Origin of the sequence: Halalkalibaculum sp. DA3122, assembly GCF_043951865.1 — a bacterium.
Classification (GTDB): Bacteria; Bacteroidota; Rhodothermia; order Balneolales; family Balneolaceae; genus JAMQKA01.
In genome coordinates this window covers 63,953-90,867 of record NZ_JBINJF010000008.1, presented here as the reverse complement: position 1 = coordinate 90,867, position 26,915 = coordinate 63,953, and the positions used below count along the sequence as shown (strand labels likewise).

Sequence of the window (26,915 nt, the reverse complement as noted above, 5' to 3'; positions counted from 1 at the left end):
GGAAAACACGTGCGTTAAAATCGGGAATAGAGCCAGTCCCGGTGCAGGGAATACTAAGGGTTACGACGTTGAAAGGACGTCCATTTATTTGGGAAGGCAGAAATACATGCCGCAATTTTAAACTAATTCGCAGAGGAGATCTATGGGTACACTTGCAGCTATTGACTGGATTGTCATTGCGATATACTTTTTAATACTCGTTGTGCTTGCCTGGTGGGTGATCAGGCAAAAAACCGACACTTCCACCGATTACTTCCTGGCGGGCAGGCACCTGGGATGGTTTATCGTGGGGGCCTCAATTTTTGCTTCCAACATCGGTTCCGAGCACCTGGTGGGGCTGGCGGGGTCCGGTGCCACCGATGGTGTTGCCATGGCGCATTATGAGCTGCACGCCTGGTGCCTGCTGGTGCTGGGATGGGTTATGGTCCCGTTTTATATGCGATCCAAGGTGTTTACCATGCCGGAGTTCCTTGAAAAGCGGTTTTCGCCCATCGCGCGTTCCGTATTGTCGGTTATCTCCCTGGTTGCTTACGTGTTGACGAAAATTGCCGTTGGTATTTTTGCAGGCGGGGTCGTCTTCAGCGTGCTGCTCCCCGATGTAAGTTTCATGGGGATGAACAGTTTCTGGATCGGTTCCATCCTTGTTATCGTGTTTACCGGTATCTATACGGTGCTCGGTGGACTTCGGGCGGTTGCCTATACGGAGGCGCTGCAGACGTTGGTCCTGGTTGTCGGTTCGCTGTTGGTGCTTATCTACGGGCTGGATGCCGTCGGGGGATGGAACCGGCTGTATAACATTGTGGGATCAGAGATGTTCAACCTCTGGAAGCCCCTGACCCCGGAAGGCGTTGCGGCAACCTGGGCGCCCGTGAAGGAGCCCGACCAGATGGCGTGGTATTTTAATAATAACTATCCCTGGCTGGGAATGCTGTTTGCCGCACCCATTGTGGGCCTCTGGTACTGGACTACCGACCAGTATATTGTGCAGCGTACGCTGGGAGCCGCCAATATTACACAGGCGCGCCGTGGGTCCATAGCGGCTGCTTTCCTGAAGCTTCTTCCCGTATTCATTTTCATTATTCCCGGAATTATTGCATTTGCCCTGGCCAAAACGGGAGAGGTTACGGCCCTCCAAAACGAGATGATGCAAAACGGCGAACTGGTGCGCGAGAATGCCCAGGCGGCCTTTCCGCTGCTGGTAGCCCATATTCTCCCGATCGGTATCCGCGGCATTGTAGTTGCAGGGTTGCTTGCAGCGCTGATGAGCTCGCTGGCCGGCGTTTTTAATGCCTCTTCCACGCTGTTTACCATGGACTTCTATTCCCGTCTTAAACCGGATGCCTCCGAGCAGCACCTGGTGTGGATGGGCCGGGTGGCTACCGTGGTTATGGTGATCATCGGTCTGTTGTGGATTCCGGTCATCCAGGGGAGCCGGGGGCTTTATGACTACCTTCAGGGGGTGCAGTCCTACCTGGCGCCGCCGATTTTTGTCGTCTTTTTCCTGGGAATTTATAACAAACGATTGAACAAGGAGGGGTGCCTGGCCGCCCTGGGTGTGGGTTTTGCACTCGGCATCTTTCGCCTGGCCGTTGATACCCCGGCGATGCTGATTGACGGGTTCAGCTACCAGGAAGGGTCATTTTTCTGGATTATCAATAACATTTTCTTCCAGTACTACAGCCTCGGAATCTTCCTGGTCTGCATCCTGGTGATGGTGGGTGTCAGTTATATGACTGCTCCTCCCTCCTACGAAAAGATAGCCGGACTTACCTACGGTACGCTTTCAGATGAGGACCGATCGGAAAACAGAGCCAGCTGGGATTGGAGAGATGTGGCGATGTCGGGCCTGGTTATTGCGCTGATATTGGCCGCCTATCTCTACTTCACCGGCTGACGGCATTAATTGAACTAAAATAAAAACCTCCGCGGCTTTCAAAACCGCGGAGGTTTAATTATATCGAAGAGCTGTTCAAGAGATGGCTTTACCGGCCCTGGCCCGGATTTCTCACGAGTATTCTGGATAAAATCATGTAACTTTATGGATGACCATAACTTATCCCATTTTTTACTGCCCAATTATCATTACAGTCTGTAATAGGCTGCGAAATGGGCCTTTCAGCTGCGTTGAAGGACAAATCACCGGTTCAACGTACCAACGTACGTCTGCGCGGCCCTTTGCCCTTCGCCTTGCTGAAAAACAAATTTCTTGGTGAGAAATCCTGCCCTCGATCTGTAACCGAACGAGTTTAACAGCGTTCGGTTCGCCTGTCTGGCCGTGCCGACGGGCAAATCGAGGCACTGGAACCGCTCTCTTAGTCTTTTTCCAGCTCAAGCTCTTCAATCTGCTGGTTAATGAATTTGAGTTCATCCTTGGTCAGCTCAAGGTCGGCTGCCTTGGCGTTCTGTGTAGACTGTTCGGGCGTGCGGGCTCCCACCAGGGCAATGGTGATGCCGGGTTGCTGGATCGTCCACTGGATAACCAGTTGCGGCAGCGTGGCCCCTTTGTCTTCGGCAATCGGTTTGATCTTCTCAAGCATCGCGTTGGTCCGGCGGATGTTCTCATCGGTATAGTACACTTCGTTGGCTCGGGTGTCGCCCTCCCCGAATTCGTATCCCGGGCTCATCTTGCCGGTGAGCAGGCCCCGCTGAAAGGGGCTATAGGCCAGGATGCCCTTGTTGTTTTGAATACAGTAGGGCACAACTTCTTCTTCGATATCGCGCCGCACCATGCTGTATGGAACCTGGTTGGAGGCGAGCTTGATCGTTTTTTCGGCGGTTTTCATCTGCTCGGCACTGTAATTGCAGACGCCGGCCTCGCGGATTTTTCCCTGCTCCTTGAGTTTCAGTACCGCTTCCATCGTCTCCTCGATAGGTGTCGAAGGGTCCGGCCAGTGAATTTGGTACAGATCAATATAATCGGTACCGAGCCGCTGCAGGCTTTCCTCGCATTCCTTAATGATCGCCTCTTTACCGGCGTATTTGTGAATGTCGATATCGTTGCCGTCGTTGTCTTTGCTTTTGAAGTAGAAGGTTCCTTTGTCAGTATCCCAGCGAAGGCCGTATTTGGTAAGAATCTGAACCTTGTCGCGCGGGATGTCTTTAATAGCATCTCCCACAATTTTTTCACTGAGTCCCTGTCCGTATACCGGCGCGGTATCGATTGAGGTGACGCCGAGGTCATAAGATGCACGGATGGCATCCACGGCGTCATTCTGCTCGGTTCCGCCCCACATCCAGCCGCCGGCCGCCCAGGCGCCGAATGTTACCACTGAAAGTTCCAAATCGGTATCGCCAAGTGTTCTGTATTTCATGATTGTCCCTGAATAATGGTTTAATTAATGATTTGAGTTAATACCAATTCCCATAAATTTCGCAGCCCGGGTTATTCACTAAAGAATATGTTACTTGAGCCCCTCGATAGCTAAATGATTTACAGCTCAAATTCCCAGGTGAACACTCCGGGATCGGTTGCAAGTCGGCCCGTTCGTGACATCAGTAGTGACGGACCGGCTTGTCGCTTTACACAGGGAACCAGCAGAAGGTGTTAATGATTCCATGCGCAAAATATCAGTGTCTCAAAGGTAAGTTCAAAAAGAGCTTTGCGAAAATCACGAAACTAGCCAAAACAACGGTGTTTCCAAAATCCACTTCAAGGAAGCTTTGCAGAACCTGCTATGTTGTTGGGGATTGTGCCACCGGCCTTATTGACCTTTTAAACGGGAGTACAACTCCCTCAGGTCGAGGAACCGGGGTTTTGCAAAGTTTTCTTCAAAAACTCAATTACCTGTTGCGGAAGAACGTTTCCACCTGATCTGCAGATTTCGTATTCAGGATCCGCTCTTTCTCAAATTTGCCTTTGCGCGCTGTCATTACACCGTACTTCATGTAGTCGATCCCTTCCGTCGTATGGGCATCCGGATTGACCGCCGACATCAGTCCCACCTCCCGGGCCTTGTTGCCGTGGCGCCAATCCAGGTCCAGGCGAAGCGGGTTGGCATTGATTTCAATAGCCGTATTATGCTCCGCGGCCAGCTCAATCAGCTCATTCATGTCGAGGTCGCTGCCGTTTCGTTTTAGCAGCAGCCGGCCGGTAGGGTGACCCACCATCCGGGTAAAAGGATTGGCAATGGCGTTGCGAAATCGCTCCATCATTTTGCTCCTGGGCTGGTCTATGGCGCTGTGAACGCTGGCGATCACAAAATCGAAGCCTTCGAGCAGTTTATCATCGTAGTCGAGGCTGCCGTCGCCCAGTATGTCAGATTCGATGCCCTTGAAAATACGGAAGTTGGCACCGGAAGATTTAAACTCCTCGTTGAGCTGGTCCACCTCGTCCCACTGCCGTTTGACTTCATCGGGTGAAAGTCCCCCGGCGTAAGCGGCCGTCTGGGAGTGATCCGACAAGCCCAGGTATTCATATCCCCGTTCTAGGCAGGCTTCGGCCATCTCGCGGATTGAGTATTTTCCATCGCTGTAGGTGCTGTGTACATGGAGCACGCCGCGGATGTCGGACTTTTTGACAAGCTCCATCGTTTCATGGTTTTCAAAAAAATCGATTTCACCCTGATCTTCCCGGAGCTCGGGTGGAATAAAATGGAGATCCAGGTGCTCATAAATATCGCTCTCCGAAGCATACGCGATTGGCTGGTCAAAATCGGTCTCCCCCTGTTCATTGAGTTTGAAAAGCCCGTATTCGTTGAGCGACATGCCGCGTTCCCGGGCCCGCTGCCGCATCACAACATTGTGCTCCTTGCTGCCGGTGAAATACATCAGGGCAGCAGGAAATTCGGCTGGCGTCACGATACGGAGGTCTACCTGCCGACCCTCTTTAGTACGGATCGAGCTTTTCGTGTCGCCGCGGCCAAGCACATCCACGACCAGTTCGTGCCCGACAAACGCGTCAAAGATGGAAGGCCCATACTTCTTTTTTGCCCCAATAAGAATGTCGACATCCCCGATGGTTTCGTTGGATCGGCGCAGGGAGCCGGCCACCTCAATATGTTCGACTCCCTCCTGCTTCTTCAAAAAATGGAACAGGGGATCGGCAATTTTCAGGGCCTGGTCAAGCCGGCAGCGTTCCTCGAACTGCTCCATCCATTCAATCGATTTTACAATTTTTTGGGCCGATTTTTCCCCGAGACCATCGAGCGAGGCCACACGCCCATCCTGGCAAGCCTCTTTTAGCTCCTCAAGCTCGCTGATGCCCAGCTCTTTGTGGATTTTGGCGATATTTTTCGGTCCGAGCCCGGAAATATCCAGCCATTTGATGACCCCTTCCGGGATTTTCGCGCGCAGATCTTCCAGTACATCGATCTTGCCGGTCTCTGCGTATGATTTTATATCCTCCGCGATCGAGGATCCAATCCCCTTGATGTCGGTCAGGGTGTCGCTTGTAATGTAGGTGTTAATATCTTCGCCCAGCCCCTCAATCGTTTGAGCAGCCCGGTCAAAAGCGATGGCACGAAACCGGTTTTCACCGGCCAGTTGCATCAGTTGGTAAATTTCGCGAAGCCGCCGGGCGACCTCCTGGTTGCTTACAGACATATTGAAATAGGTTTAATCGGTTTGATATGCATTTTCTTGTGAGAGCTAAAATCAAAAATACAATCTTCAAAAGCAGTAAAAATATTCTTTCCTTTTTAAAACATACAGCTCTCGGCCATTTTGTGGTTTAGAAACCATTTAGTACTATCTATCATTCAGTGAGAAGTGAGAAGTGAGAAGTGAGAAGTGAGAAGTGAGAAGTGGTCCTATGATCAAGCGAATTCATAAACTGTTATTATATGTGGCCGGGTTTCTGCTGGTTTCCCCGGTATTGGTGCAGGCGCAGTCTGACTTGCAGTCGCCGGAAGATTTTTTGGGATACAAACTGGGTGCGGAATGGACTCCCCATTATAAAGTGATGGACTACATCAGGCAGGTGGCCGGGGCCTCCCCGATGGTTCAGCTGCAGCAGTATGGGAGATCTAACGAAGGGCGTGCACTCACATACCTGATTGTTTCCTCGGAAGAAAATATTGGTCGATCTGAAGAAATTCGCATTAACAACCTGAGGCGCACCGGCCTGGCAGAGGGGAGTTCCACGGAAGACTCAACCGCTATCGTCTGGTTGAGTTACAACGTGCACGGTAATGAGGCCTCCGGCAGCGAGGCGGCCATGAAAACGCTCTACGAGCTGGTCCGTCCCGGCAATGACCATGTCGGCCGGTGGCTGAAAAATACGATGGTCATCATGGATCCGATGCTGAATCCCGACGGACGCGACCGGTATGTCCACTGGTACAAAGAGACGGCGGGGGACGAGGCAAATCCACATGCCGATGCCCGAGAGCACAACGAGCCGTGGCCGGGGGGACGTACCAACCACTATTATTTTGATCTGAACCGGGACTGGGCGTGGCTGACGCAGAAAGAATCGCGCCAGCGCAACGAAATTTTTCAGCAATGGTTGCCTCACATCCACGTGGATTTTCACGAGCAGAACCACAACGCCCCCTACTATTTTGCCCCGGCCGCCGAACCGTTTCACAAGGCGATAACGGAATGGCAGCGCCAGTTTCAGTACACCATCGGGAAAAACCACGCAGACTATTTTGATGCCAACAACTGGCTCTACTTTACCCGCGAGGTTTTCGATCTTTTTTATCCAAGCTACGGGGATACCTACCCCACCTATAACGGGTCCATCGGGATGACCTACGAGCAGGCCGGCCAGGCGGGACTCCGCATCATCCAGGCAGAAGGGGACACCCTGACACTCAGAGATCGGCTGACGCACCACGTCACCACCGGCCTTTCGACGATTGAGATAGCCTCCCGACATGCTAAAGAGATCGTGCACGAGTTTGCCGCCTATTACCGGCAGTCGCGCGAAAACCCGGCGGGCAAATACAAAACGTACGTAATCAGCGGTGATAATAATCCCGACAAACTCCGCTCGCTGTTCAGCCTGTTGGAAAAGCACCGGGTGCGGTACGGCATGGCACCGCGGGAAGAGACCTATACCGGGAACAACTATCAAACCGGGGAGTACGAGCAGTTTGATCTCACAACGGACGATTACCTTGTAAGTGCATACCAACCGAAGTCGGTGTTGGCACGCATCTTTTTTGAGCCAAATCCGGAGTTGACCGATTCCGTCACCTACGATATTACCGCATGGGGACAACATTACGCTTTTGGTTTGGATGGGTACGCCTTGAAGGAGCGTGTCGATCCCGTTCCCGGCCAACCGCCGGTCCCCCGGGTACAGAATGAGGGTGCGGGAACTCCCTATGCCTACCTGGCTGAATGGAAGTCGTTGAGCGATATGCGGATGGTGGCAGCCCTGCTCCAAAAGGGCATTGACATCCATATTGCCGGCAGTCAATTTGTTATTGACGGTACCAGGTACGATCCGGGGACGCTGGTGATTACGCGGAATGCAAACGCGGAGCTCGGAGCTCAATTTGACCAGGTTGTTCAACAGACAGCAAACGGTTTCGGGCAGCCGCTGTACCCCGTCTCCACAGGTTGGGTGGATTCCGGTCCCAATTTTGGATCTGATTCGTTTCGCTTTTTAGAAAAGCCAAGGGTGGCGGTCCTTTCCGGTAAAGGTACTTCCGCCGGCAACGTAGGTGAAATATGGCACTTTTTTGACCGGCAGATTAATTATCCCGTCACGCTGGTGGACTCCGGCTATTTTGACAATGTAGATTTGCAAAGGTATGATCTGCTCATTTTACCAGGCGGTAGTTACGCGGGCATCATTGATGACGATCGCCTGCGAGCCATAAGGGAGTGGGTCGCCGGCGGGGGAAGACTGGTTGCATTGCGGCAGGCCAACGCTTTTCTGTCTGGCAGGGAGGGATTTTCCCTGACTACAAAAGAGGAGAGCAAATCTAAAGACAGTGATCCCGCTTACGGCACTTCATTTTATAAACAGCAGAGAGAACGGGTCAGCGAAGCGAACAGCGGATCTGTCTTCAAAATTTTGATTGATGCCTCGCATCCGCTCGGGTACGGGCTCGGAGACACCTATTTTTCTCTTAAGCTGGATACCGACGCATATCGCTACCTGCAGGATGGGTGGAATGTCGGGATTGCCCGAAAAGATGCCCACCTGAGTGGATTTATCGGCTACAGGGCCGAGCAGGAACTGGAACAAACGCTGACGTTCGGGGTTCAGGAGATCGGGGAGGGAAGAGTGGTGTATATGATCGATAATCCCCTGTTCCGCGCTTTTTGGCACAACGGGAACCTGCTCTTTGGGAATGCGGTATTCATGGTGGGACAGTAACTGATGGCAAACGCCAGACGTGAGAGGTGATACGATTCTTTAAAGGTTAGTTAAATTTAGGAGATAAGTTACGGGCTATATCAGGTGTTCACGCTTGGAAGAACCATGGGAAGTAAGCAATTTTTTAAATGTACTGGGAGTCTGTCGGACTTAGCTAAACCTATTGCAAAAGCGTCAGATTTGGCCATATTTCGTGCTCTTTTTCGGCAAATAGAACCACTGTTCCCCTCAAAAGAATCACGAAATCTGTCTCAAACTGACATATTTTCGTAACGATTTTCTAAGTCCGACAGACTCCTGGATGGTATATTTATAAAGCGTCGAAATTCTTAATGATTGGAAAAATGCGACCGCTTAAAACCGGATATCGAGGGTTAGCTCCTCCTCTCCACGCTGGACGGTAACGGTACCGGTTTCCCCTTCTTCGAGCCCGCCCAGAATCTCCATATATTCATAGATATCCTTCAGGGGCTGGCCATCCAGCTTTATGATTACATCTCCACTCCGGAGTCCGGCCCGCCCGGCTGGTCCACCGGCGTTGACCCCTGTAATTCGCATGCCGGTGCCGTCAAAGCCGTAATCCGGCGTTACGCCAAGGGTCACGCCCTTCATGCTAATCCCCTTCTGCTGTTCACTGGCCGGAACTTCCGTGAATGTAAGCTCGCTGCCAGGTTTGTCCAGCTGTTGTATCACGCGGCGCACATGCTCCAGCACCTTGTCCTGGCCGTCATAATTAATCTGCCCGGCGTCGTCAGTGGGACGGTGGTAGTCGCCGTGGGTACCGGTGAAGTAGTGCAGTACGGGAATCTGCTTGTTATAGAAGCTGGTGTGGTCGCTGGCTCCCGTTCCATCTGCCGAAGTCTCGATCTGAAGCGAGTCGGTGTTGGCTTCTGCTATGAGTTGCTCCCACCGCTCAGCGGAGCCGGTGCCGAAAATGAGCAGTTTGTTATCCTGCAGTCGCCCGATCATATCGAGGTTGATCATCGCCTCGACCTGCTCTGCCGGTACCGGCAGCTGGTCGACAAAATGCTGCGATCCCAGCAGGCCGATCTCTTCCCCTGAAAATGCAACAAAGACCAAGCTTTTTCGGGGAGAATTAACCGAAAAGTACTGCGCCAGTTCAAGAATGCCCGCCGTGCCGGAGGCGTTGTCATCGGCTCCGTTGTGGATCTGGTTCCGTCGCCGGTTGGCGAGCGAGCCGTATCCTCCCGTGCCGAGGTGGTCATAATGGGCGCCGATGATCATGTAGGAATCTGGTTCTTCGCTTCCGTTTATGATTCCCACTACGTTCCGGGAGAGAAGAGGCCGTTCCCGCTGCCGGGAGGTATCCCCCTGGGGCGGATTGTGGAGATGGTCTGTGGTCACGGTGAAAGGCTGAAAGTAGGTATCGTCTTCGCCCAGTGGTGCAATCCCGAATTGATTGAAGGCATCGGCAATGTAGTTGGCTGCGATCGCTTCCCCGGCCGTGCCTGTTGCACGGCCCCGCAGCGAATCACTGGCAAGAAACTGGATATGGGTCCTGATATCGCCGGGTTCAATGGTGGCGGAAAGTCGTGCCTGGGGCGCTTCCGGGGACGACTGTTCCGGTCCGCATGAAATAAAAAAGAACATGAATGCCAGTAATACCGGGGTTCTACCGTTCATAGCAACAATTGAGTTAAGCAGTACCTGAAAATCGGGAATACAGCATGAAAGTTGCAACAGTAAATCACTTTGTTACAATATAAAATGATTGGCAAAGACCTTTGCAGAACCTGCTATTTTGTTGGGAGGGAGTTGTACTGTCGACCTTATTGAGCTTTTAACGGGAGTACAACTCCCTCAGAACGAAGAAGTGAGGGTTTTGCAAAACCCTCTGGTATTTATCTTTGAAAGATTTTCGAGTAGCATTATATTTACGGCACATACAAATACACACTCACAATGGTTGGGGGTGCTTGCAACAGCGGGCTGAGATCATACCCTAAGAACCTGAACCGGTTAACACCGGCGTAGGGAAACCTGGAGTTCCCATGCTTCAGCACTTCTTGCAAGTTTACCTCCTCCTCTTATAAACAAATAAGATGGAGGATTTTTTCATGTTTACTCACATCACACGTTTTGCAGCAGGAGCGGTATTCCTGTGTTTTATTCAATTTTTTAACCAGAATACGGCCTTGAGCCAGACTGTCGCGGGGGCTGTCATCGATGCCCGGTCCAGCGAGCCCCTCGCAGGGGCCCATGTTGTCCAGGAGGGCACCCAAAACGGGACCACAACAGCCGCGGACGGCAGTTTTAAGCTGCTCCTGGTCGATGGTGGATTAAAAAAAGTCACGGTTTCATTTGTTGGCTACAGGTCAAAATCGATTAATATTGAGGAGCGGGGAGGCGGCGATCTCCGCATTGCCCTTGTTCCGGAATCGGTGATGAGCAGCGAAGTGTTTGTTCGGGCGCTGCGGGTGGATGAGGCCTCACCGATGGCCTACGAAAATATCGAGCGCGAAGAGATCGAAAAGAGGAATCTCGGCCAGGATATCCCATACCTGGTCAGCTCCACCCCATCGGTGACGACCACGTCAGATGCCGGGACGGGGATCGGGTATACCGGCCTGCGTATTCGCGGCGTCGATCCCACGCGTATCAACGTCACGATTAATGGAATTCCGCTGAATGATGCGGAATCGCATGGAGTTTTTTGGGTTGACCTCCCTGATCTGGCTTCGTCGGTGGAAAATATCCAGATCCAGCGGGGAGTCGGCACTTCAACTCACGGCGCGGGAGCGTTCGGGGGCACGATGAATATCCAGACCTCGACGATGACCCCCGAGCCCTATGGGGAGGTCAATACCGGCTACGGCTCATTCAACACTCAAAAAATAAATGTACAGCTGGGTTCGGGCCTGATGGAAAACGGCTGGCAGTTTGAAGGTCGCCTCTCCAAAATCATCTCGGACGGGTATATCGACCGGGCGACGTCCGACCTGAAATCGATCTACCTGAGCGGTTCCCGGAATGGTGAGCGAAGTCTGCTCAAGGTCGATGTGCTCTCCGGCGTAGAGGAAACCTATCAGGCGTGGAATGGCGTGCCGGAACCGGTGTTGAACGGGAATTCAGATCAGCTTGAAAGGTATATAACCAGTCTCGGCATAGCCGGGGAAAAGGCTGTACATTTTCGCAACAACGTGGGCAACCGGCAGTTCAACGAGTTTACCTACGAGGACCAAACCGACAACTACCAGCAGGATCACTACCAGGTCCACTATTCATACCAGCTGGCGGACCGCTGGAATGCCAACGCCTCGTTTCACTACACCTACGGCCGGGGCTATTACGAGGAGTTTCGCGACGAAGATGACCTCGCAACCTACGGTATCGGGCCGATTCAGATCGGCGGCCAGACCATCACCCAAAGTGACCTGGTACGCCGGCGGTGGCTGGATAATCACTTCTACGGGATTGTCTTTTCCACCGATTACCGGGTTGCGGATCGCTGGTCGGTAACACTGGGCGGGGGATATAATGAGTATGACGGCGACCATTTTGGCGAGGTGATCTGGGCGCGCTACGCCGGCGACAGCCGTATCGAGGAAACCTATTATAACAACAACGGGTTTAAAACCGACTTCAACATCTATGGTAAAGGTCAATACTATTTTACGGAAACACTGAGCGGTTTCCTGGACCTGCAGTTCCGTGAAATAACCTATGATTTTCTGGGCAAGGATACCCAGACTTCGGGGGGATCCGAGCAGATTGTTGATGTGCGACAGAGCGACCGGCTTGGCTTCCTGAATCCCAAACTCGGGTTGGTCTACCGGGTGGATGACCGGCAGCGGGTATACGCATCGTTCAGTGTGGCCAACCGCGAGCCTACGCGCGAAGAGTATGTCAACTCCACGCCGGAAAGTCGCCCCAGCCATGAAACGCTCTATGACTGGGAGCTGGGCTACCGCGCCTCATTCAGCACGTTTTTTGGAGCGGTCAACCTGTATTATATGAACTACAGGAACCAGCTTGCATTGACAGGCGAAATCAACGATGTGGGTGCCAGCATCCGTCAGAATGTCCCTGAAAGTTACCGTGCAGGTGTTGAGCTGCAGGTGGGCACAAAACTGTACCGGGGACTTGAGTGGTCCGGGAATGCCACGTTCAGCCGCAACAGGATTGAAAATTATACCTACTACCTGGGCGGACAGGAGGTGGCAACCTATGAAAATACAGCTCTTTCATTTTCTCCGGCTGTTATCGGAAATTCGGTATTCGGTTTTACCGAAGACCAGTTTTCTGCGGAACTGATCAGTAAATATGTGTCACGCCAGTACCTCGACAATACCGAGACCAAAAGCCGGTCGCTGGATCCCTACGTTTTGCATGATGTCAGGTTGGGATACCGCTTTGTCGACATTCCCTTTGCCCGGGCGGTACAGTTAACGCTCCAGATTAACAATCTGCTGAGTGAAAAATACGAGACCAACGGTTATACCTTCGGATGGGTGGCAGGAGAAGAAGAGCAGCACTTTAATTATTATTATCCGCAGGCAGGGCGCAATGCGATGTTGCAGGTTAAGATGGAGTTTTGAGTCTTGAAAAGGGGGATGGTGACACCCGGTTCACGTTTCCTGCAGTCTTTGCTACTCCTGCTTGGCGCTGGAAACCACGGAGAGTTCATCGTCCTCCTTCGATTTCGTTCTTCTTGTCCTCCGTGCATCGATAACCTGGATCAGGATAGCTCCCGCGATAATTAAAATACAGGCGATAATTTCGAAGAGCGAGGGATTCTGACCGACGGACAGCCAGGCGATGAGGAGGGCGGCGATGGGGACGAGATTCCCGTAGATTACCACCTGCGTGGGTCCAAGAGAGCGGAGGGCCCGAACTTTGACCCACTGCCCTACGCCCACCCCCACAGCCCCTCCGGCAAGGATGGCAATCCAGGTCCACATGCCCAGGTTAAGCCAGGGCTCCTGAATCAGTGAGGGAGATGCAATAAACAGATAGAGGCTGCCCCCGATGAGCGTCCGCATGGCAACCATGCTGATGGACCCGTATTTACGCGCCAGGGGCTTGATCAGGTGAAGTTCCACCACCGTCAATATCAGGGCGATACAGAGAAGAAGATCGCCGAGCCAGTAGCCCTCCACCATTAGTCCGTCGTAGGCAAGGGTAACGGTCCCCAGCCCCGCCAGGGTAACCCCCGCTATGCCGGATTTCCCCATGTTTTCTGTACTCAACAGGTATCCGAAACCGGTGCTGATAGCGGGTCCAAGGGCAAGCCAGATAGAAGCCCGTGCGCCATGGGTAAGGCCCAGTCCCTCGATACCGAGCCAGGGAGCCAGGGTGGCCCCGAATACAGAAACCAGCAGTAGCCGAAACCAGTCTCCTTTTTCAATCTGCGGGAAAAAACGGAACGGTTTATCTGCTACCTTGGCATCATAATAGCACTGGGTATAGAGAACGCTCAGCATCGCCACCCCGCCCATAAAAAAACGGGAGACGCTAAAGGAGATGGGAGCCATCTCCTTTAGCGCCACTTCGGCCAGGATAAAGTTGGCTCCCCATAGAAACGTAAACAGTAAAAGAATACCGTGATGAGATATAGCCTCACCAGAGGTGGTGTTGGTATCTTGTTCTACTTTTTTAATAGGACGTCAGGATGCTGATTCTATCGTAAAAGGCACTTTAATCGTACTCCAGTGTACTACCGCAGTGCCGGAGTCACTGGTAACATCCTCAAAGTAAAACATCAGTTGTTCTATGTGATGAGCCTCTTCCGGGGAAACCTTCACGCGAAGGGCATCCTCACTGCTGTCATAATCGAATGCACCCCACTGGTTGGGAACATTGTTGAATATGACGACCCATTCATCTTCACCAGGAACGGTAAACAGGCCGTATGTTCCGGCTTGCAGCGGCTCTCCCTCGATGAGGACATCATCGGAAAACGTGATGGTGGTGGCCTCATTCGCCCCGGTTCTCCAGACACTACCGTAGGGTTCCAGTCCGCCAAAAACCTGGCGTCCCTTTACGCTGGGGCGCCCATACGTAATGGTTACCTGGGTTGTTCCAATGGTTTGGCTTACCGAGGCGTTGGGACTTACTCTCGCCTCGTTGGTCGCCCGTTCCTGGGCAGAAGCGGAGTAAGCGAATGCAAACATCAGTGCGAACGACAGCGAAACAGATACTAAAAAGCTTTTCATTTTCATCTCGACATAAATTAAGTTTGATTTCCCATTAAGTAACATCCCATAAACAAGAATGGATAAGATTCGTTCTTACCATTGCGAAAGAGCGACCTGCGGGATCTTCCACAACGGAATAAAAAAAATGCACTCCTATAAAAGACAAAGAGTAATGAACTTTAGGCAAAAATAAGCTGATAACATAAATAAATATCTGAAAGAATAAGAACATTAGATTTTAAAAGGTTTTAAAATTCAGTTAACCCTGAAGGACCTATCGTCCACAGTTGAGTCCGGCCTGTAATGTTCAGCAGAAACAGGTTGACCCTGACCCGGTTTAAGGAAGGAAAGAAAATAGAAAAGAGAAGATGTACGAGGCGTATTGTACCAGTGGTGCCTACCGCCATCATGCGAACGTTTGCATCTATAAAGGTCTGATTCCCCGCCCAGCTGGCGTTTGCGGGGCGTATCCCGTTTAATTTACAGTCACCCGTTTTCTTTGAGCATGTGGGAAAACTCCGTTCGAAATTTTTTAAGCTTGGGTGCTATGATGACCTGGCAGTACCCGGCATTGGGATTGTTTTCATAATAGTTTTGATGATAATTTTCCGCCGTCGTATAGTTTTTGACGGGCGAAATTTCAGTCACGATCGGGTCCTCCCATAAATCGGAGCGATCGACCTCCTCCATCGATTGTTCAGCTATTTTTTTCTGCTCTTCATTGTGATAAAAAATAGCCGACCGGTATTGAGGGCCCACATCCGGTCCCTGCCTGTTCAGCGTGGTGGGGTTGTGCGTGTGCCAAAAAACGGTAAGCAGCTGGTCAAAAGAGATCACTTCCGGGTCGTAAACGATGCGAGCGACCTCTGCATGGCCGGTGTTGCCCGAGGCCACCTGCTTGTAAGTGGGATTTTGCTCCTCTCCACCGGCGTAACCGGCCTCTACGTGTTTGACGCCCTTTAATTCTTCAAACACTGCTTCAACACACCAGAAGCATCCCGCTCCAAGCGTGGCTTGTTCAAAATTTGTATTGCTCATATCAAATGATTCGGTTGAACGGTTGTTTTGTGCTTTCGAAGAACACGCCAATATTACAAAAATTGGCAGCAGAAGGAGATATAGATTCTTGTATTTCATAGGATGCACACCATGTCTGTTTTGCATTGATACCTCACAGTACGCAATAACAACGGTTTCGGATTTATCATTTCTTGTCTAAGACAAAATTGGGGCGGTGGATCGCGATGGATGCCGGGGATATTGACAACGACGGAGACCTGGACCTGGTGCTGGGCAATTTTTCACGCCGCTTCATGAGCAAGTTCAACGTGGAGCCCACCTGGAATACCCGGCTTCCGATTGTCGTTCTAAGAAATAACACGCAGTAGCGGGCAGCAAATTGGCACCCTGCTGTGTTGAAGCGGAAATAATCTGCTCAAGGTCTATAATAGGATCTCTGTACAATTTTTTCTCTTCGCCTTACTTTTGGAAAAAATATGGGTGAGGGAATACAGCCTAAAATACGATTATGAGATCGATGTTAATGATGCGTTTTTGACAAGACGCTCTACTTTTTTTTGAGAAGTTCTTTCATCCTGCCGGACACTGCTGTAGGCATGAAGGGAAAAATGGGTTCCGTGGGTTTGAAGCGACCGGCAAAGGGTGCCGGCGTTTCCCGGTGAGACGCCGCCGCCGACCACCAGTTCAATTCGATTCCGGGCCTGCTCCAGCATTGAGGCAAGCTTCGGGAGGCCCGTAAGTGCTGAGCCGGGTTCGCCCCAGGGATTTCCTGACGTGAGCACGCGATCGATCCCCATCTCTATAAGCTGCTCCAGAGACTCAGAGGGGTTCGGGGTGGCATCAAACGCGCGGTGGAACGTGGTTGCCAGGTCGTATTTTTTAGCCGCCTCCGCCAGGCGCAGAGTGGCAGAACGGTTGATCGTATGGTCCGTATGATGTAAGGCGCCAAATACCACTCCATCTGCACCCTGTCGGGCCGCTCCTTCAATCTGGGCAATCATCTCGGTGACAGTTTGTGGAGTGTAGAAAAAATCTCCCTTTCGGGGACGGATCATCACCAGCAGTCCCGGCCGTTCGCGGAACGTTTTTCGTGCAACATCGATCAGCTTTTTTTGTGGAGTGAGTCCGTCGTGATGCATCGCGCCACACAGCTCGATGCGGCCCGCTCCCCCCTGGAAGGCCGCAGAAACGGAGCGGCGGACCGATTCTTCCCGGTCGGCGTTGATACAAATTTCGATCTGTACAGGCATGCTGTTTTTTTATTTCTTTTGCAGGCTGTCACGTCGCCGTTTCAACTCCTTCCAGGTAGTCAGGATAATTCCCTCCTTTTCGATATAGTTTTTTAGCCGTGTACTGGTCATCGCCAGCATATCGGCCTTGCGGAGAGTGCCCGAATCGGATATTTGGGCAAACGTTTCCGAGGGATCGGTACAGTGCATGATCATCATGGTTACGCCCGGTTCCAGGTGCTCAAAGGAATCGATATATTTTTGTGTCCAGTAGGCCTGTAGCTTTTTGTCTGAATCGGCCACTTCCCGGGGAATCTCCCACCCGTAACTGAAATTGTGGAGGTCATCGAGCACGGGGAGCCCGGCCGCCCAGAGTTTTCGCCCGGCTTCCTGCATCTGCTGATGTTGATCAGAAGTAAGCTGGCGCTGCTGCCGGATTAGCGTACTATGCCCCGCGGGAAACATAACGGGAATCTGGTATTCAATTCCCAGATTTATATAAATTTGCATCAGGTCTGCTGTGGCAAAGAGTGTTCCCATGTGGGAATCCAGATGGGTTGGACTAAATCCCATATTCCGTGCAAGCTCGATCTGGGCCCGGATCTCGTCCTCTACCTCGTCCGGTTCGGCATGTTGTACGACCTCCTCCACCGAGGGATAAAAAGCCCCTTGGCGGTCTGCCAGGCTCGGATTGCAGGTGGCCCCGCTGACCGGTCCCCACCGGTAGTTGTCCCATTCGGAGGTGAGCGTGAGGTGCAGGCCGGCATCGATATCGGGATGTTGCTTGTAGTATCGGGCAAACTCCGGTACCCATGCGCAGGGCATCATAATGCTGAGGGAGTTGGCAACGCCCTTCTCCATGGCATGGATCGCGCCCCGGTTGGAGTCGTGCGACATCCCCACATCATCGATATGCATGATGAGTACGGTCGCGTTTTCCGGGAATCCCAGCTTTTCGGCGTAGGTTTGGTCCTGTGCTTCAGCGGTACTGCTTTTGGCAGAAATGATTGACATTGATATCAGCACAACAGCCAGGGAGGTATGCGTCAGATATATTTCCATGCGTTTTTAGAAGGATGTTGGAGTTTTACGTTGTATCAGTGATGATTGCTACTCCCTGGCATTAAACGCCGGCTTTTTCGATAACGCCGAGCGTTTTTTGGAGACCGGTATCGGCTACTTCCTGCAGGTCGCGCTCCCAGTAATCCGGGTTATAAAGTTCCAGCGAAATGCATCCTTTATACCCAGTTGCTTTCAGATCCTTCAGGATATCGGGAAGGGGCAGGATGCCGTCGCCGGGGAATACGCGATGCCGGTCCTCCATCTGGTCCGGGGCCGGCGATTCGGGGGCATCGGCAAACTGGAAGATGGCGATTGAGTTGCCGTCCAGCAGCGACAAGCCGTTGAATCCGCCCTGGCTGATATACATGTGGAACGTATCGGGGATAACAAGCGCCTGCGGGTGATCCGCGTTCATCGCCACGGCGGCCGCCTCACCGAGCGTCTTCAGCGGGAAAAACTTCACAAACACGATGGCCGGCTTTATGCCATAATCGTTGAGGCCGATCTCGATAATGTCGTGATAGCGTTCGGCCACCCAGCGGAGATCGTAGTTCTCCCCCACCGTATTGGGGATGGTCTGGACGTGCTCGGACCCGATATCGGAAGCCATCCGCATGCGCCGCCGTGTATCCTTTAAAGAATTTTCCCACTCATCCCGGGTGGGCGGCAGCGCGTTCCAGAGGCCGATGACGCTCGGTACAAACAGGCCGCGATCCTTGATTTCCTGCCCCAGGGCCTTCAGGTCGCCGCCCTCTTCTTCAAACTCCTCCAGCTCGCCGTCCCACGGCTCAATGGCATCGAACCCGGCTTTGTCGGCGATTTCCACTTTTTCCCTCAGGGATGCCGGTCGGATAGTGGCGGTATCCAGGCAGATTGGCCATGGACTTTTCCCATCCTGGTACCGGTGATCGTCAGGTTTTGACTGTTGGCCGCTGGCCTCAGACTGTTTCGGCAGCGCCGCTCCCAGCAGTCCCGCTGCCCCTAATCCCAGAAAATTTCGTCGTTTCATAAATACCGTGCGTTTGTGATTAACATTACCTGGCCCCGCTCCTGGTCGGGAGGGAGATCTGAATTCCATATAAAAATAGCACTTCTGAGGAAGGATCAAAGTGGGGGGCTGAGATGGACGGATCCTGAAGGAATACCAAATGAAAGAACTATTTTGATAACCGTTGTTTTGCAGGACTTCTGCATTTTCATGCATTCGAAATCCTCGTTCCGCCTCTTGTGTCACTTTCCTTTTTCAAAAAAGCCATTTCTTTAGTATTTATGCAGCAGCATCAAATTGAGAACAACATACCGCTATGTCCAACTACCTGGTCGAGTAGTACCTCAAAGAAGGTGAAAAAGTTATTCGTTACGGCGGATCACGTAAAGAAACCTCCATCCGCAACACTTTTCACAAACTGTTTAAGCGCGTGTGCACCGTTAGCGTGGAAACGGTAGTTATTCAGGATAAGATGTGTGCAGTGACTGGATTAAAATATTGGTTAGTTGATTAAGTTAATTCTTCTGGCTTTCCTTCTTTAAAGAGGAACTCTTTGTCCTGTATTGTGGATTATGAATCTTGATGGGACCCACCCTAAGTCCCTATTGGGGAAGAGGGACTTAGGGTGAATGATCCGTTGAGTAACGATGGCAGGTCACATTGTAAAACACGCTAAACGTGTTCAGTTACCGTTGACCCCGGATCGCCTTAATCCGCTCAAGCACCGGCGGGTGCGAGTAATTCAGAAACACATAAAACGGGTGCGGCGTCAGGTTGGAGAGGTTGTCTTTGGAGAGCTTTTTGAGGGCCTGCACCATCGTTTCAGGCTGGCGGGTGGTTTCAGCGGCGAAGCGGTCGGCCTGGAACTCGTGCTTGCGGGAGATGACCTGCATGAATATGGAGAGAATCATGTCAATGGGCGCATAGAGCATCCCGAAAAAGATGAGGCCGGTATAGACCGAAGGCTGCTCCATGTAAAAAGCCTCGTAGAGCCCCCCTGCATTAAGGAAAACCGAAAGCAGGAAAAACATTATGCCGGTCTGGAGGATGCTGATTGCCATATTCTGGATGATATGTTTTTTCTTGTAGTGGCCCACCTCGTGTGCCAGCACGGCCACCAGCTCGTCGTCGGTGTGTTTTTCGATGAGCGTGTCGTACAGGGCGATCCGCTTGTTTTTGCCAAATCCGGTAAAAAAGGCGTTCGACTTGGAGGATCGCTTCGAGCCGTCCATCACAAAAATACCCTGCAGCGGGAAATTGACGCTGGCGGCCATATTCTCAATTTTCTGGCGGAGCTCACCATCCTCCAGCGGCTCAAAATCATTGAAAAGGGGCATGATCCAGGTGGGGGCGATGAACTGTACGAAGAGGGTAAAGGCGGTGACGGCGCCCCAGGCGTAGAGCCAGCCGTAGGTTTCGAAGTAGGTGAAAAAGGCCAGGATGCCGGCCAGCAGCGGTCCGCCCAGCACGATGCCCAGGCCCAGGCCTTTCAGCATATCCAGCACAAAGGTTTTGGGAGTTGTTTTGTTGAACCCGAATTTTTCCTCAATTACAAACGTGGAATAGATGGAAAACGGCAGCGACAGGATGCTTTTGGCCAGAATCAGTATGCCGATATAGGTCAGGCCGGTCCAGATGGCGCCGAGTTCCCAGCCGCGAACAATTTGGTCGAGCCAGTTGAATCCGCCCGCAAACCAAAACACCAGTATTAACACCAGGCTAAAGGCTGAGCTTACGAATCCGAATTTGGTGTTTACGCGCGTATATTCCTGGGAGCGCCGGTAGGTCTCCTCATCGTATACGCCCTCAAACTCCTCCGGCAGTTCCGGCTTCAGGGCTTGTAAATTGTAATAATCTGCGACCAGGTTCAGCAGGTAATCTGCCAGCAGCGTGGCAAGGATGATTATACCGAAAATGTTCATGCGGGATGGTTGTTGCTGTTTAATTTTTGACTCAAGGTAAACTAAATGAATTAATTAGTAAAAGAGGCTTTTGCAAAATCCTTTTCCACAAAATCATTTTTTATGAACAAGAACTTATTTAGTATCATCCTGCAATGAACTTAAGCGGTCAGTTTACGTGTTCGTATCATTCGGGATGGGTCCCGCTGCGTAGATTGAGCCATATTTCGCTGCATTTTAAACAAAAAAACGTTAGATGACTGACCATTCAAGTGATCAGGAACTGGCCCGCGACCTGGGGTTTCTCGAAGCCTACACTATTGGAGTTGGCACGATGATCGGCGCCGGCATTTTCGTGCTCCCCGGTATTGTTGCCAACAACGCGGGGCCGGCAGGCATGATTTCATTTGCCATCGGCGGGGTCGTGTCGCTACTTACGGCGCTCTCCCTTTCTGAACTGGCTACCGGTATGCCCAAGGCGGGGGGCAGCTACTACTACGTGAACCGAGCGATGGGCAGTTTTTTCGGCTCTATTGTAGGCTGGAGCATGTGGGCGGGGCTCATGTTCGCCACGGCTTTTTACATGCTGGGATTTGGACAGTATTTAACTTTTTTCTGGGGCAATATTCCCGTGGCCTGGTCTGCGCTGGTCATGGCCTTTCTGCTTATTGGCGTAAACTATCGGGGCGTTAAAGAAGCCGGGGTGCTGCAGAACCTGATTGTCGTTCTGCTGATTGGGTTTATCATTGTATTTTTGGCTTTTGGAGTATTTAATATCGACTGGTCCGTATTTCGCCCGTTCAATCCCAATGGATGGGGAGCCGTGGCCTCCACGGCGGCCACCGTCTATGTTTCGTTTATTGGGTTTGAAGTTATCGCAACCAGTGCGGAAGAGATCAAAGATCCCGGTCGCAACCTGCCCCTGTCGATGATCGCCTCGGTGCTGACGCCCATGATATTCTACGTGTTGGTGATGCTGGTTTCCACGGGAGTGCTGCCGGTGGTCGATCTGGCCGCCTCTAATATTCCGGTGGCCGATGTGGCAAGCGAATACCTGGGCACGATTGGTGCGTTAATGATGGTAGTGGGGGCTCTTCTTGCCACGGTATCCAGTGCCAATGCCTCCATTCTGTCTGCTGCGCGTGTCAACTTTGCGATGGGGCGCGATAAAATTCTCACCAGCTGGCTCAACAAAATTCACAGTAAATTTCGCACTCCCTTCCGGGCCATTCTGATCACAGGAGTGGTTATTCTCCTGCTTATCGGTGTTGGAGTTGGTATTGAAACGCTGGCAGATGTAGCCAGCTTTTTATATCTCATCACCTATGCACTTGTCCATGTGGCGGTCATCGTCATGCGACGTGCCGAGCCCGAGGATTACAATCCTGACTTTAAATTGTCGTCTTGGGCATACCCGATTATTCCCCTGCTTGGGTCGTTTTCATGTCTGGTGATCGTAGCTCAAATGCGTCCGCTTGTTCTTGCCATCGGCGGAGGTATTATCATAGTGGGTGTTCTGTGGTATTTCGGCTATGCCGCCAGCCGTGCACTCAAGCCCAGCCTCGTTGGCGATGCTATTGCCGCCCGAAGTCAAACCCCGGCTCCCAATGAACGGTATCGCATTGTTATCCCCGTGGCCAATCCCCAGACCGAGCAGCATCTTATCAATGTTGGGGGAGCCATCGGCGCCAACTACGGCGAAGCGGAGATCGTGGCTGTCAGCGTTCTCCAGGTTCCGCAGCAGACCTCTCTCGAGCAGAGCATAGAGTATGAAGATGAACGGATTCGCCGCCAGCAGGACCTGTTGAACAGTGCTCGCAAGACGGCCCAGCAGGGGGGGCTGGGTCTTCGCACGCGTGCTATTGTGGCCCACAGCATCAGTTCAACGGTCTTAAACGTCCTTAAAGAGGAACGGGCGCAGCATCTTGTGCTCGGCTGGAGTGGCAAGCGCAAGCGGTACCAACATATCCTGGGCTCCAATATCGACCATATTGTGGACGAAGCCACCTGCGAGATAACGCTTGTCAAGGCCGGCAGTCAGCCGGTGAAAGATATCGTCGTCCTGGTGGGCACCGGACCAAACACCATATTGGCGGTAAAACGGGGATACGATTTGGCCTCCCATACCGCCGGAGCTTCCCTTACCTTATTAACGGTACAACAACCAGGTTCTGATGAGCAGGCAGATCCCAAATCAGAGGGAGAAGGCCGTATCCGTTCCGTAGCCCATGAAGCCGGTATAGACTCCGGGCAGTATCATTCAGAAGTTATGATATCCGATAATGTTCGAGAAGCGTTGCTGGGAGCTACCAAAGACTATGATACCGTATGTATCGGTGCAACAAGGAGTACGGCGATCCGGCAAGCCCTGTTTGGCTCCATTCCGGAAGAGATCGGCGAGCACTCCGATGGCACCGTTATTATAACGCGGAACCGGGAATACAAACCCCGTTCTGTGACGGAAGGTATTATCGAGCGGCTTTCGAGGTAGGATTGGTTTTATTCGCCATAACGCGTTTACCAGCTGCCAACTTGCTTAAATATCTAATTCGGGGTCAATCCTTCTGATCTTCCCGAAAGTGTTCGGGACAGGCTCCTCTCCAGGGAGGTATTCGTTGGTAGAAATGGGCAGCTTCATCAAGAGAAGAGGGATTCAGGGAGATTGAACCTTTGGCTAAAGAAAGCAAGTTTTTTGTTGTAATTTCCCAAGTCGGACGCCGAGTTAATTCGTCTCAAGCAGCTTATCAACATCTTCTTTACGCCCCACCAGCAAAAAATGGTCACCTTCCTTGATCGTTGTTTTCCCCGACAGTATGCCGATCGGTTTATATTGCTTTTCGGGACCGATTTCGCTATCCACCGGTACCAGGCGTTTTATCGTAATTAAATTGAGCTCATATCGCTTGCGAATTTCGAGCTCTTCCAGGCTGTATCCAACCATGGACGCGGGAGCTTCTACCTCAAACATCGCCAGTCCTTCGCCAATATCAAATACATCCGACATCCCCCGCCGCACTAATGAAGTTCCCATGCGCTCCGCTACCTGCCGCTCGGGATGAATAATATCGGTAATGCCAATTTGTTCCAGTATCTGTTCCTGGATGCGGCTGCCTGCCCGCCCATATACCTCTTTAACCCCGGCGTTAAGCAGGTGCATGGCAATAAGGGCCACCGGCTCAAAGGTTTCGCCAATGGATATGACCGCTACATCCACATTGGTAATGCCGTGGCTTTCCAGAAGCTCGGGATCAGTTGCATCAAAACAGATCGCATCAGAGACATACTCCTTCACCTGGTTGATATGCTCCATGTTGTTGTCAATGGCGATAACATAGGCCCCCTCCTCGGAAAGTTTTTTAGCCAGGGCGCTTCCAAAAGCTCCGATGCCGATAATTGCAAAATGCAGGTCACTTCGTCGTTTCATAATGGATAACGTTAATCATTAATCTTAGGATACCATAATATCTTCTTCGGGATATTTGTACTTGTTCGTATCCACCTTGCTGGCAAAGGCGGCCATAAAGGTGAGGATGCCCACCCGGCCTAAAAACATGGAGACGACAATAATGAACTTGCCCCACGATGTTAAATCACCGGTAATACCTCGCGACAATCCCACCGTGGCAAAAGCCGACACTTCTTCAAAAAACAGATCCATAAACGCATGATCTTCTACCAGCGACAATAAAATGGTACTGATACTGATGCAGGATGCGGCTAATAAGATGACGGTCATAGCCCGAAAGATTACCTGGTTGGGCACCGTTCGCTTAAACAGCTCCATCTTGTTATATCCGCGCACGGTCATCACAATAGATCGCATGACGACTGCAAATGTCGTGGTTTTTATTCCCCCGGCGGTGGAGGCCGGCGATCCCCCAATAAACATGAGTGTGAGCATCACCAGGGTCGCGGATATGCCGATAGCCCCGGTATCAATGGTGTTAAAGCCCGCCGTACGTGTGGTAATACTTTGAAACAGGGACGCCATAATCTTGTTTCCCCAGGAAAATCCGGCCAGCGTCCCGTTCCATTCCATTGCTAAAATCAACACGGTGCCGGCCGCAATAAGCACGGCTGTGGAAACAAGGACCGTCCGCGTATGGATCGACAGGCGCCTTCGCCACCGCGAGCGATCGGTTTGGGTTCTGATCATCTCCCAAATGACGGTAAAGCCCAAACCTCCTAAAACAATGAGGATCATGGTGGTAATATTAATCCCCAGGCTGGTGGCATTCAATGGGTCAGCCAGGCTGTTGGTAAACAGCGAAAATCCCGCATTGCAAAAAGCCGATATTGCATGAAACACAGAAAACAGAATTTTTTGTCCCTGACTGGGAAAACTCACCTCCCAGCTAAGGTAGTAACCAACAGCACCGATCGCCTCAACCAGAAATGTAAAACCCACCACTCGCTTTAGCGTAGCGGTTACCAAGCTGGTATTGCTTTCTCCGACTACATCTTTCAGGGTATTCATCTGGCCCACGCCCAGCCCGCCGCTGATGAACAAAAACAGGAAGGTGGCAAATGTGACAATGCCGATTCCGCCCAGCTGGATTAAGGCAAGAATCACCAGTTCCCCAAACAGCGTGAAGTGCGTGGCCGTATCCACCACAATGAGCCCGGTTACACACACGGCACTGGTGGAAGTAAACAGCGCATCAATAAAAACAAGTCCCTGGCCATCCTGGGTGGCGCCGGGCAGCATCAGCAGAAACGTGCCGCCAACAATGAGCGACAGGAAACTATAGACTAAAAAGCGGCCGGTATTCTCTTGTTGATCCAGTAGTTCGGGCAGGTACTGCAGAAATTTTACCACAACTACAAACAGCAGGTAGCCTTTCAGAAACTGCAGGAACACCCCTTCCGGGTTGGGCGCGTCGCCGGATAGATAGTCTATAATGCCGATCGACGAAATTCCAATATCAATTAATAAAAAGATCGAAAACAGGGAAACGACCGCCTCGAACCAGCGTCTCTTGAGATAGGTTTTGCGATCACTGGTCAATATCAGCCGGAGTATAAAGCTGGCAACGAACCCAAACAGGATCCATCCCTCGATCTGGCGGTTCAGGTGAGTAAGTTCGGGCGTCAGCTCAAAACCGATGGGGATAAGGATGCTGGCCACCACCAGCAGGCTAAGCAGTACGGTAAAGGCCCGCAGGTACGGATGCGCCACCTTGTCGATTTCATAGATGTCGTCCTGCAGATAGTGGAGGGTTAGGTTGGCCTCTTTTTTAAAGCTCCGCCACCGGCGAAGCAGTCTGACCCACTTTTGTTTCCAGTCGTAAGGAAATTTCATGCACCGAATCTAAAAACTTATTACCAGACTACAAACATCGGGTTTTTATTGCAGGCGCTCAATGTAGAAATGTTCGTCTGGCTGATCGCTGTTTTCCTCCGTAACGAGTTTTACGCAATAGGTTTGAGTGGGTGTGTCATCATCCGAATAGGTGGACACTTTTACCTTTATGTTGGATACGGGCAGTAGCTTTTTCGTTTGTTTTTTTAACCCACAAAGCTCCCTGCTTAACTTTTGAATCTGCACTTCAAGTAGCTGAAGCTTCTTCTCATATTGTTTTACCTGCTTTCCGAACTCCAGCGACTCCTGGTAGGAGAGTTGCTGTTTGTCAGCAGTCGGCTTTTGCTGCTGCAGTTCCTCTTTTTGCAATTCTAGTGATTCCAATTGCTGTTGATGCTCGAGGATATCCTGCGCTTTTTCAGCCAGCAGGTGCTCTTTGCGGGAAATATCGTCCATTGTTGCTTCCATTATTCTTCGCTGTCAATTAAAGAATTATTTTCAAATTGGGTGATGTCGTGCTCATCCAGGAACCGGTCAATAGCGTTCTTAATTTTTTCTCGCGCTTCCACTGGCGTTGCTGCCTGCTCCACAAAATCGACCTTCATATTTGGTTGATCCTGAAGCACAGCTTTAGCGATAAGTTTGGTTCTTAATGTTTCTCCCTCTGAGGGATCCACCTCACTGACCTCAAAGATTGAAGCACCCTTGTAAAAGTCTAAAAATGTTGCCATCGTCCAGTATCAATTATAAAACCCAGCAATATCGCTGGTTAATTTTATTTAGTGAAAAGACTATGCCAATTCTATAATCCAGATTCCCAAATTAAAAAAACGGGCTTTATATAGTATTGAACTGGTTTATTATAAAGGAGCCCTCATAAGGAAGGATGGATATTCCCATTCTGGGAGACCCAATTCTCAAAATGGGAATGTGCGGACTGATTTCTACGACAGGAACCCACTTCAAACTTGACAGGAAAC

The 26,915-nt window shown here is 51.4% G+C and carries 19 protein-coding genes and 1 riboswitch; of the genes, 5 read left to right on the top strand and 14 right to left on the bottom strand.

The window, feature by feature from the left end:
* Positions 1-142: 142 nt before the first annotated feature.
* Positions 143-1,894 carry a sodium:solute symporter gene (locus tag ACG2F4_RS07660; RefSeq protein ID WP_395259632.1) on the top strand — a complete coding sequence of 584 codons (1,752 nt, stop codon included), beginning with the start codon at positions 143-145 and terminating at the stop codon, positions 1,892-1,894.
* Between the two features lie 418 nt (positions 1,895-2,312).
* Here the strand turns inward: ACG2F4_RS07660 and ACG2F4_RS07655 are convergent, their stop codons facing one another.
* Together ACG2F4_RS07655 and polX are read right to left on the bottom strand one after the other, a co-directional pair.
* Positions 2,313-3,311 carry an aldo/keto reductase gene (locus ACG2F4_RS07655; protein WP_395259631.1) on the bottom strand — a complete coding sequence of 333 codons (999 nt, stop codon included), beginning with the start codon at positions 3,309-3,311 and terminating at the stop codon, positions 2,313-2,315.
* Positions 3,312-3,780: 469 nt separating this feature from the next.
* Positions 3,781-5,541, bottom strand: a complete 1,761-nt coding sequence (gene polX / locus ACG2F4_RS07650; RefSeq protein ID WP_395259630.1) for a DNA polymerase/3'-5' exonuclease PolX — start codon at positions 5,539-5,541, stop codon at positions 3,781-3,783.
* Between the two features lie 208 nt (positions 5,542-5,749).
* Between polX and ACG2F4_RS07645 the strand changes: the two genes are divergently transcribed.
* On the top strand, positions 5,750-8,275 hold the full coding sequence (locus ACG2F4_RS07645; protein WP_395259629.1) for a M14 family metallopeptidase: 2,526 nt from the start codon (positions 5,750-5,752) through the stop codon (positions 8,273-8,275).
* A 354-nt stretch (positions 8,276-8,629) separates the two neighbouring features.
* Here ACG2F4_RS07645 and ACG2F4_RS07640 read toward each other — a convergent pair whose 3' ends face one another.
* Positions 8,630-9,919, bottom strand: a complete 1,290-nt coding sequence (locus tag ACG2F4_RS07640) for a M28 family peptidase (protein WP_395259628.1) — start codon at positions 9,917-9,919, stop codon at positions 8,630-8,632.
* A 275-nt stretch (positions 9,920-10,194) separates the two neighbouring features.
* A riboswitch (TPP riboswitch) is annotated at positions 10,195-10,290 on the top strand.
* Between the two features lie 141 nt (positions 10,291-10,431).
* Between ACG2F4_RS07640 and ACG2F4_RS07635 the strand changes: the two genes are divergently transcribed.
* Positions 10,432-12,834, top strand: a complete 2,403-nt coding sequence (locus ACG2F4_RS07635; protein ID WP_395259627.1) for a TonB-dependent receptor — start codon at positions 10,432-10,434, stop codon at positions 12,832-12,834.
* Positions 12,835-12,885: 51 nt separating this feature from the next.
* On the opposite strand, the gene ACG2F4_RS07630 is transcribed toward ACG2F4_RS07635, so the two are convergent.
* The 3 genes from ACG2F4_RS07630 to msrA all read right to left on the bottom strand — a co-directional run bounded on the left by ACG2F4_RS07630 (position 12,886) and on the right by msrA (position 15,471).
* Positions 12,886-13,827, bottom strand: coding sequence for a DMT family transporter (locus ACG2F4_RS07630; RefSeq protein ID WP_395259697.1), 942 nt, complete (start codon positions 13,825-13,827; stop codon positions 12,886-12,888).
* A gap of 75 nt (positions 13,828-13,902) precedes the next feature.
* Positions 13,903-14,451, bottom strand: a complete 549-nt coding sequence (locus tag ACG2F4_RS07625) for a DUF2911 domain-containing protein (protein ID WP_395259626.1) — start codon at positions 14,449-14,451, stop codon at positions 13,903-13,905.
* A 468-nt stretch (positions 14,452-14,919) separates the two neighbouring features.
* Positions 14,920-15,471, bottom strand: coding sequence for a peptide-methionine (S)-S-oxide reductase MsrA (gene msrA, locus ACG2F4_RS07620; protein WP_395259625.1), 552 nt, complete (start codon positions 15,469-15,471; stop codon positions 14,920-14,922).
* 173 nt (positions 15,472-15,644) lie between these two features.
* Here msrA and ACG2F4_RS07615 point away from each other — a divergent pair, with 173 nt between their 5' ends.
* A complete protein-coding gene (locus tag ACG2F4_RS07615) occupies positions 15,645-15,821 on the top strand; it encodes an FG-GAP repeat protein (protein WP_395259624.1) in 177 nt (58 codons plus the stop codon).
* 138 nt (positions 15,822-15,959) lie between these two features.
* Here ACG2F4_RS07615 and ACG2F4_RS07610 read toward each other — a convergent pair whose 3' ends face one another.
* From ACG2F4_RS07610 to ACG2F4_RS07595, 4 genes are all read right to left on the bottom strand, one after another.
* Entirely contained in the window at positions 15,960-16,703 is a 744-nt protein-coding gene (locus tag ACG2F4_RS07610) for a copper homeostasis protein CutC (RefSeq protein WP_395259623.1), read from the bottom strand.
* A gap of 9 nt (positions 16,704-16,712) precedes the next feature.
* Positions 16,713-17,744, bottom strand: coding sequence for a polysaccharide deacetylase family protein (locus ACG2F4_RS07605; RefSeq protein ID WP_395259622.1), 1,032 nt, complete (start codon positions 17,742-17,744; stop codon positions 16,713-16,715).
* Positions 17,745-17,805: 61 nt separating this feature from the next.
* Positions 17,806-18,753, bottom strand: a complete 948-nt coding sequence (locus ACG2F4_RS07600) for a sugar phosphate isomerase/epimerase family protein (protein ID WP_395259621.1) — start codon at positions 18,751-18,753, stop codon at positions 17,806-17,808.
* A gap of 665 nt (positions 18,754-19,418) precedes the next feature.
* The gene (locus ACG2F4_RS07595) at positions 19,419-20,654 is read right to left on the bottom strand and encodes a M48 family metallopeptidase (RefSeq protein WP_395259620.1); all 1,236 of its coding nucleotides are present in this window, start codon (positions 20,652-20,654) and stop codon (positions 19,419-19,421) included.
* A gap of 235 nt (positions 20,655-20,889) precedes the next feature.
* Between ACG2F4_RS07595 and ACG2F4_RS07590 the strand changes: the two genes are divergently transcribed.
* Positions 20,890-23,124, top strand: coding sequence for an amino acid permease (locus ACG2F4_RS07590; protein ID WP_395259619.1), 2,235 nt, complete (start codon positions 20,890-20,892; stop codon positions 23,122-23,124).
* Positions 23,125-23,355: 231 nt separating this feature from the next.
* On the opposite strand, the gene ACG2F4_RS07585 is transcribed toward ACG2F4_RS07590, so the two are convergent.
* Genes ACG2F4_RS07585 through ACG2F4_RS07570 form a run of 4 tightly spaced genes read right to left on the bottom strand, consistent with a single transcriptional unit; the run spans position 23,356 to position 26,666 of the window.
* Complete coding sequence (locus tag ACG2F4_RS07585) at positions 23,356-24,057, bottom strand: potassium channel family protein (protein WP_395259618.1); 702 nt, start codon at positions 24,055-24,057, stop codon at positions 23,356-23,358.
* Between the two features lie 24 nt (positions 24,058-24,081).
* On the bottom strand, positions 24,082-25,935 hold the full coding sequence (locus tag ACG2F4_RS07580; RefSeq protein WP_395259617.1) for a TrkH family potassium uptake protein: 1,854 nt from the start codon (positions 25,933-25,935) through the stop codon (positions 24,082-24,084).
* Between the two features lie 45 nt (positions 25,936-25,980).
* The gene (locus ACG2F4_RS07575) at positions 25,981-26,391 is read right to left on the bottom strand and encodes a hypothetical protein (RefSeq protein ID WP_395259616.1); all 411 of its coding nucleotides are present in this window, start codon (positions 26,389-26,391) and stop codon (positions 25,981-25,983) included.
* Between the two features lie 11 nt (positions 26,392-26,402).
* A complete protein-coding gene (locus ACG2F4_RS07570) occupies positions 26,403-26,666 on the bottom strand; it encodes a hypothetical protein (RefSeq protein WP_395259615.1) in 264 nt (87 codons plus the stop codon).
* Positions 26,667-26,915 lie beyond the last annotated feature (249 nt).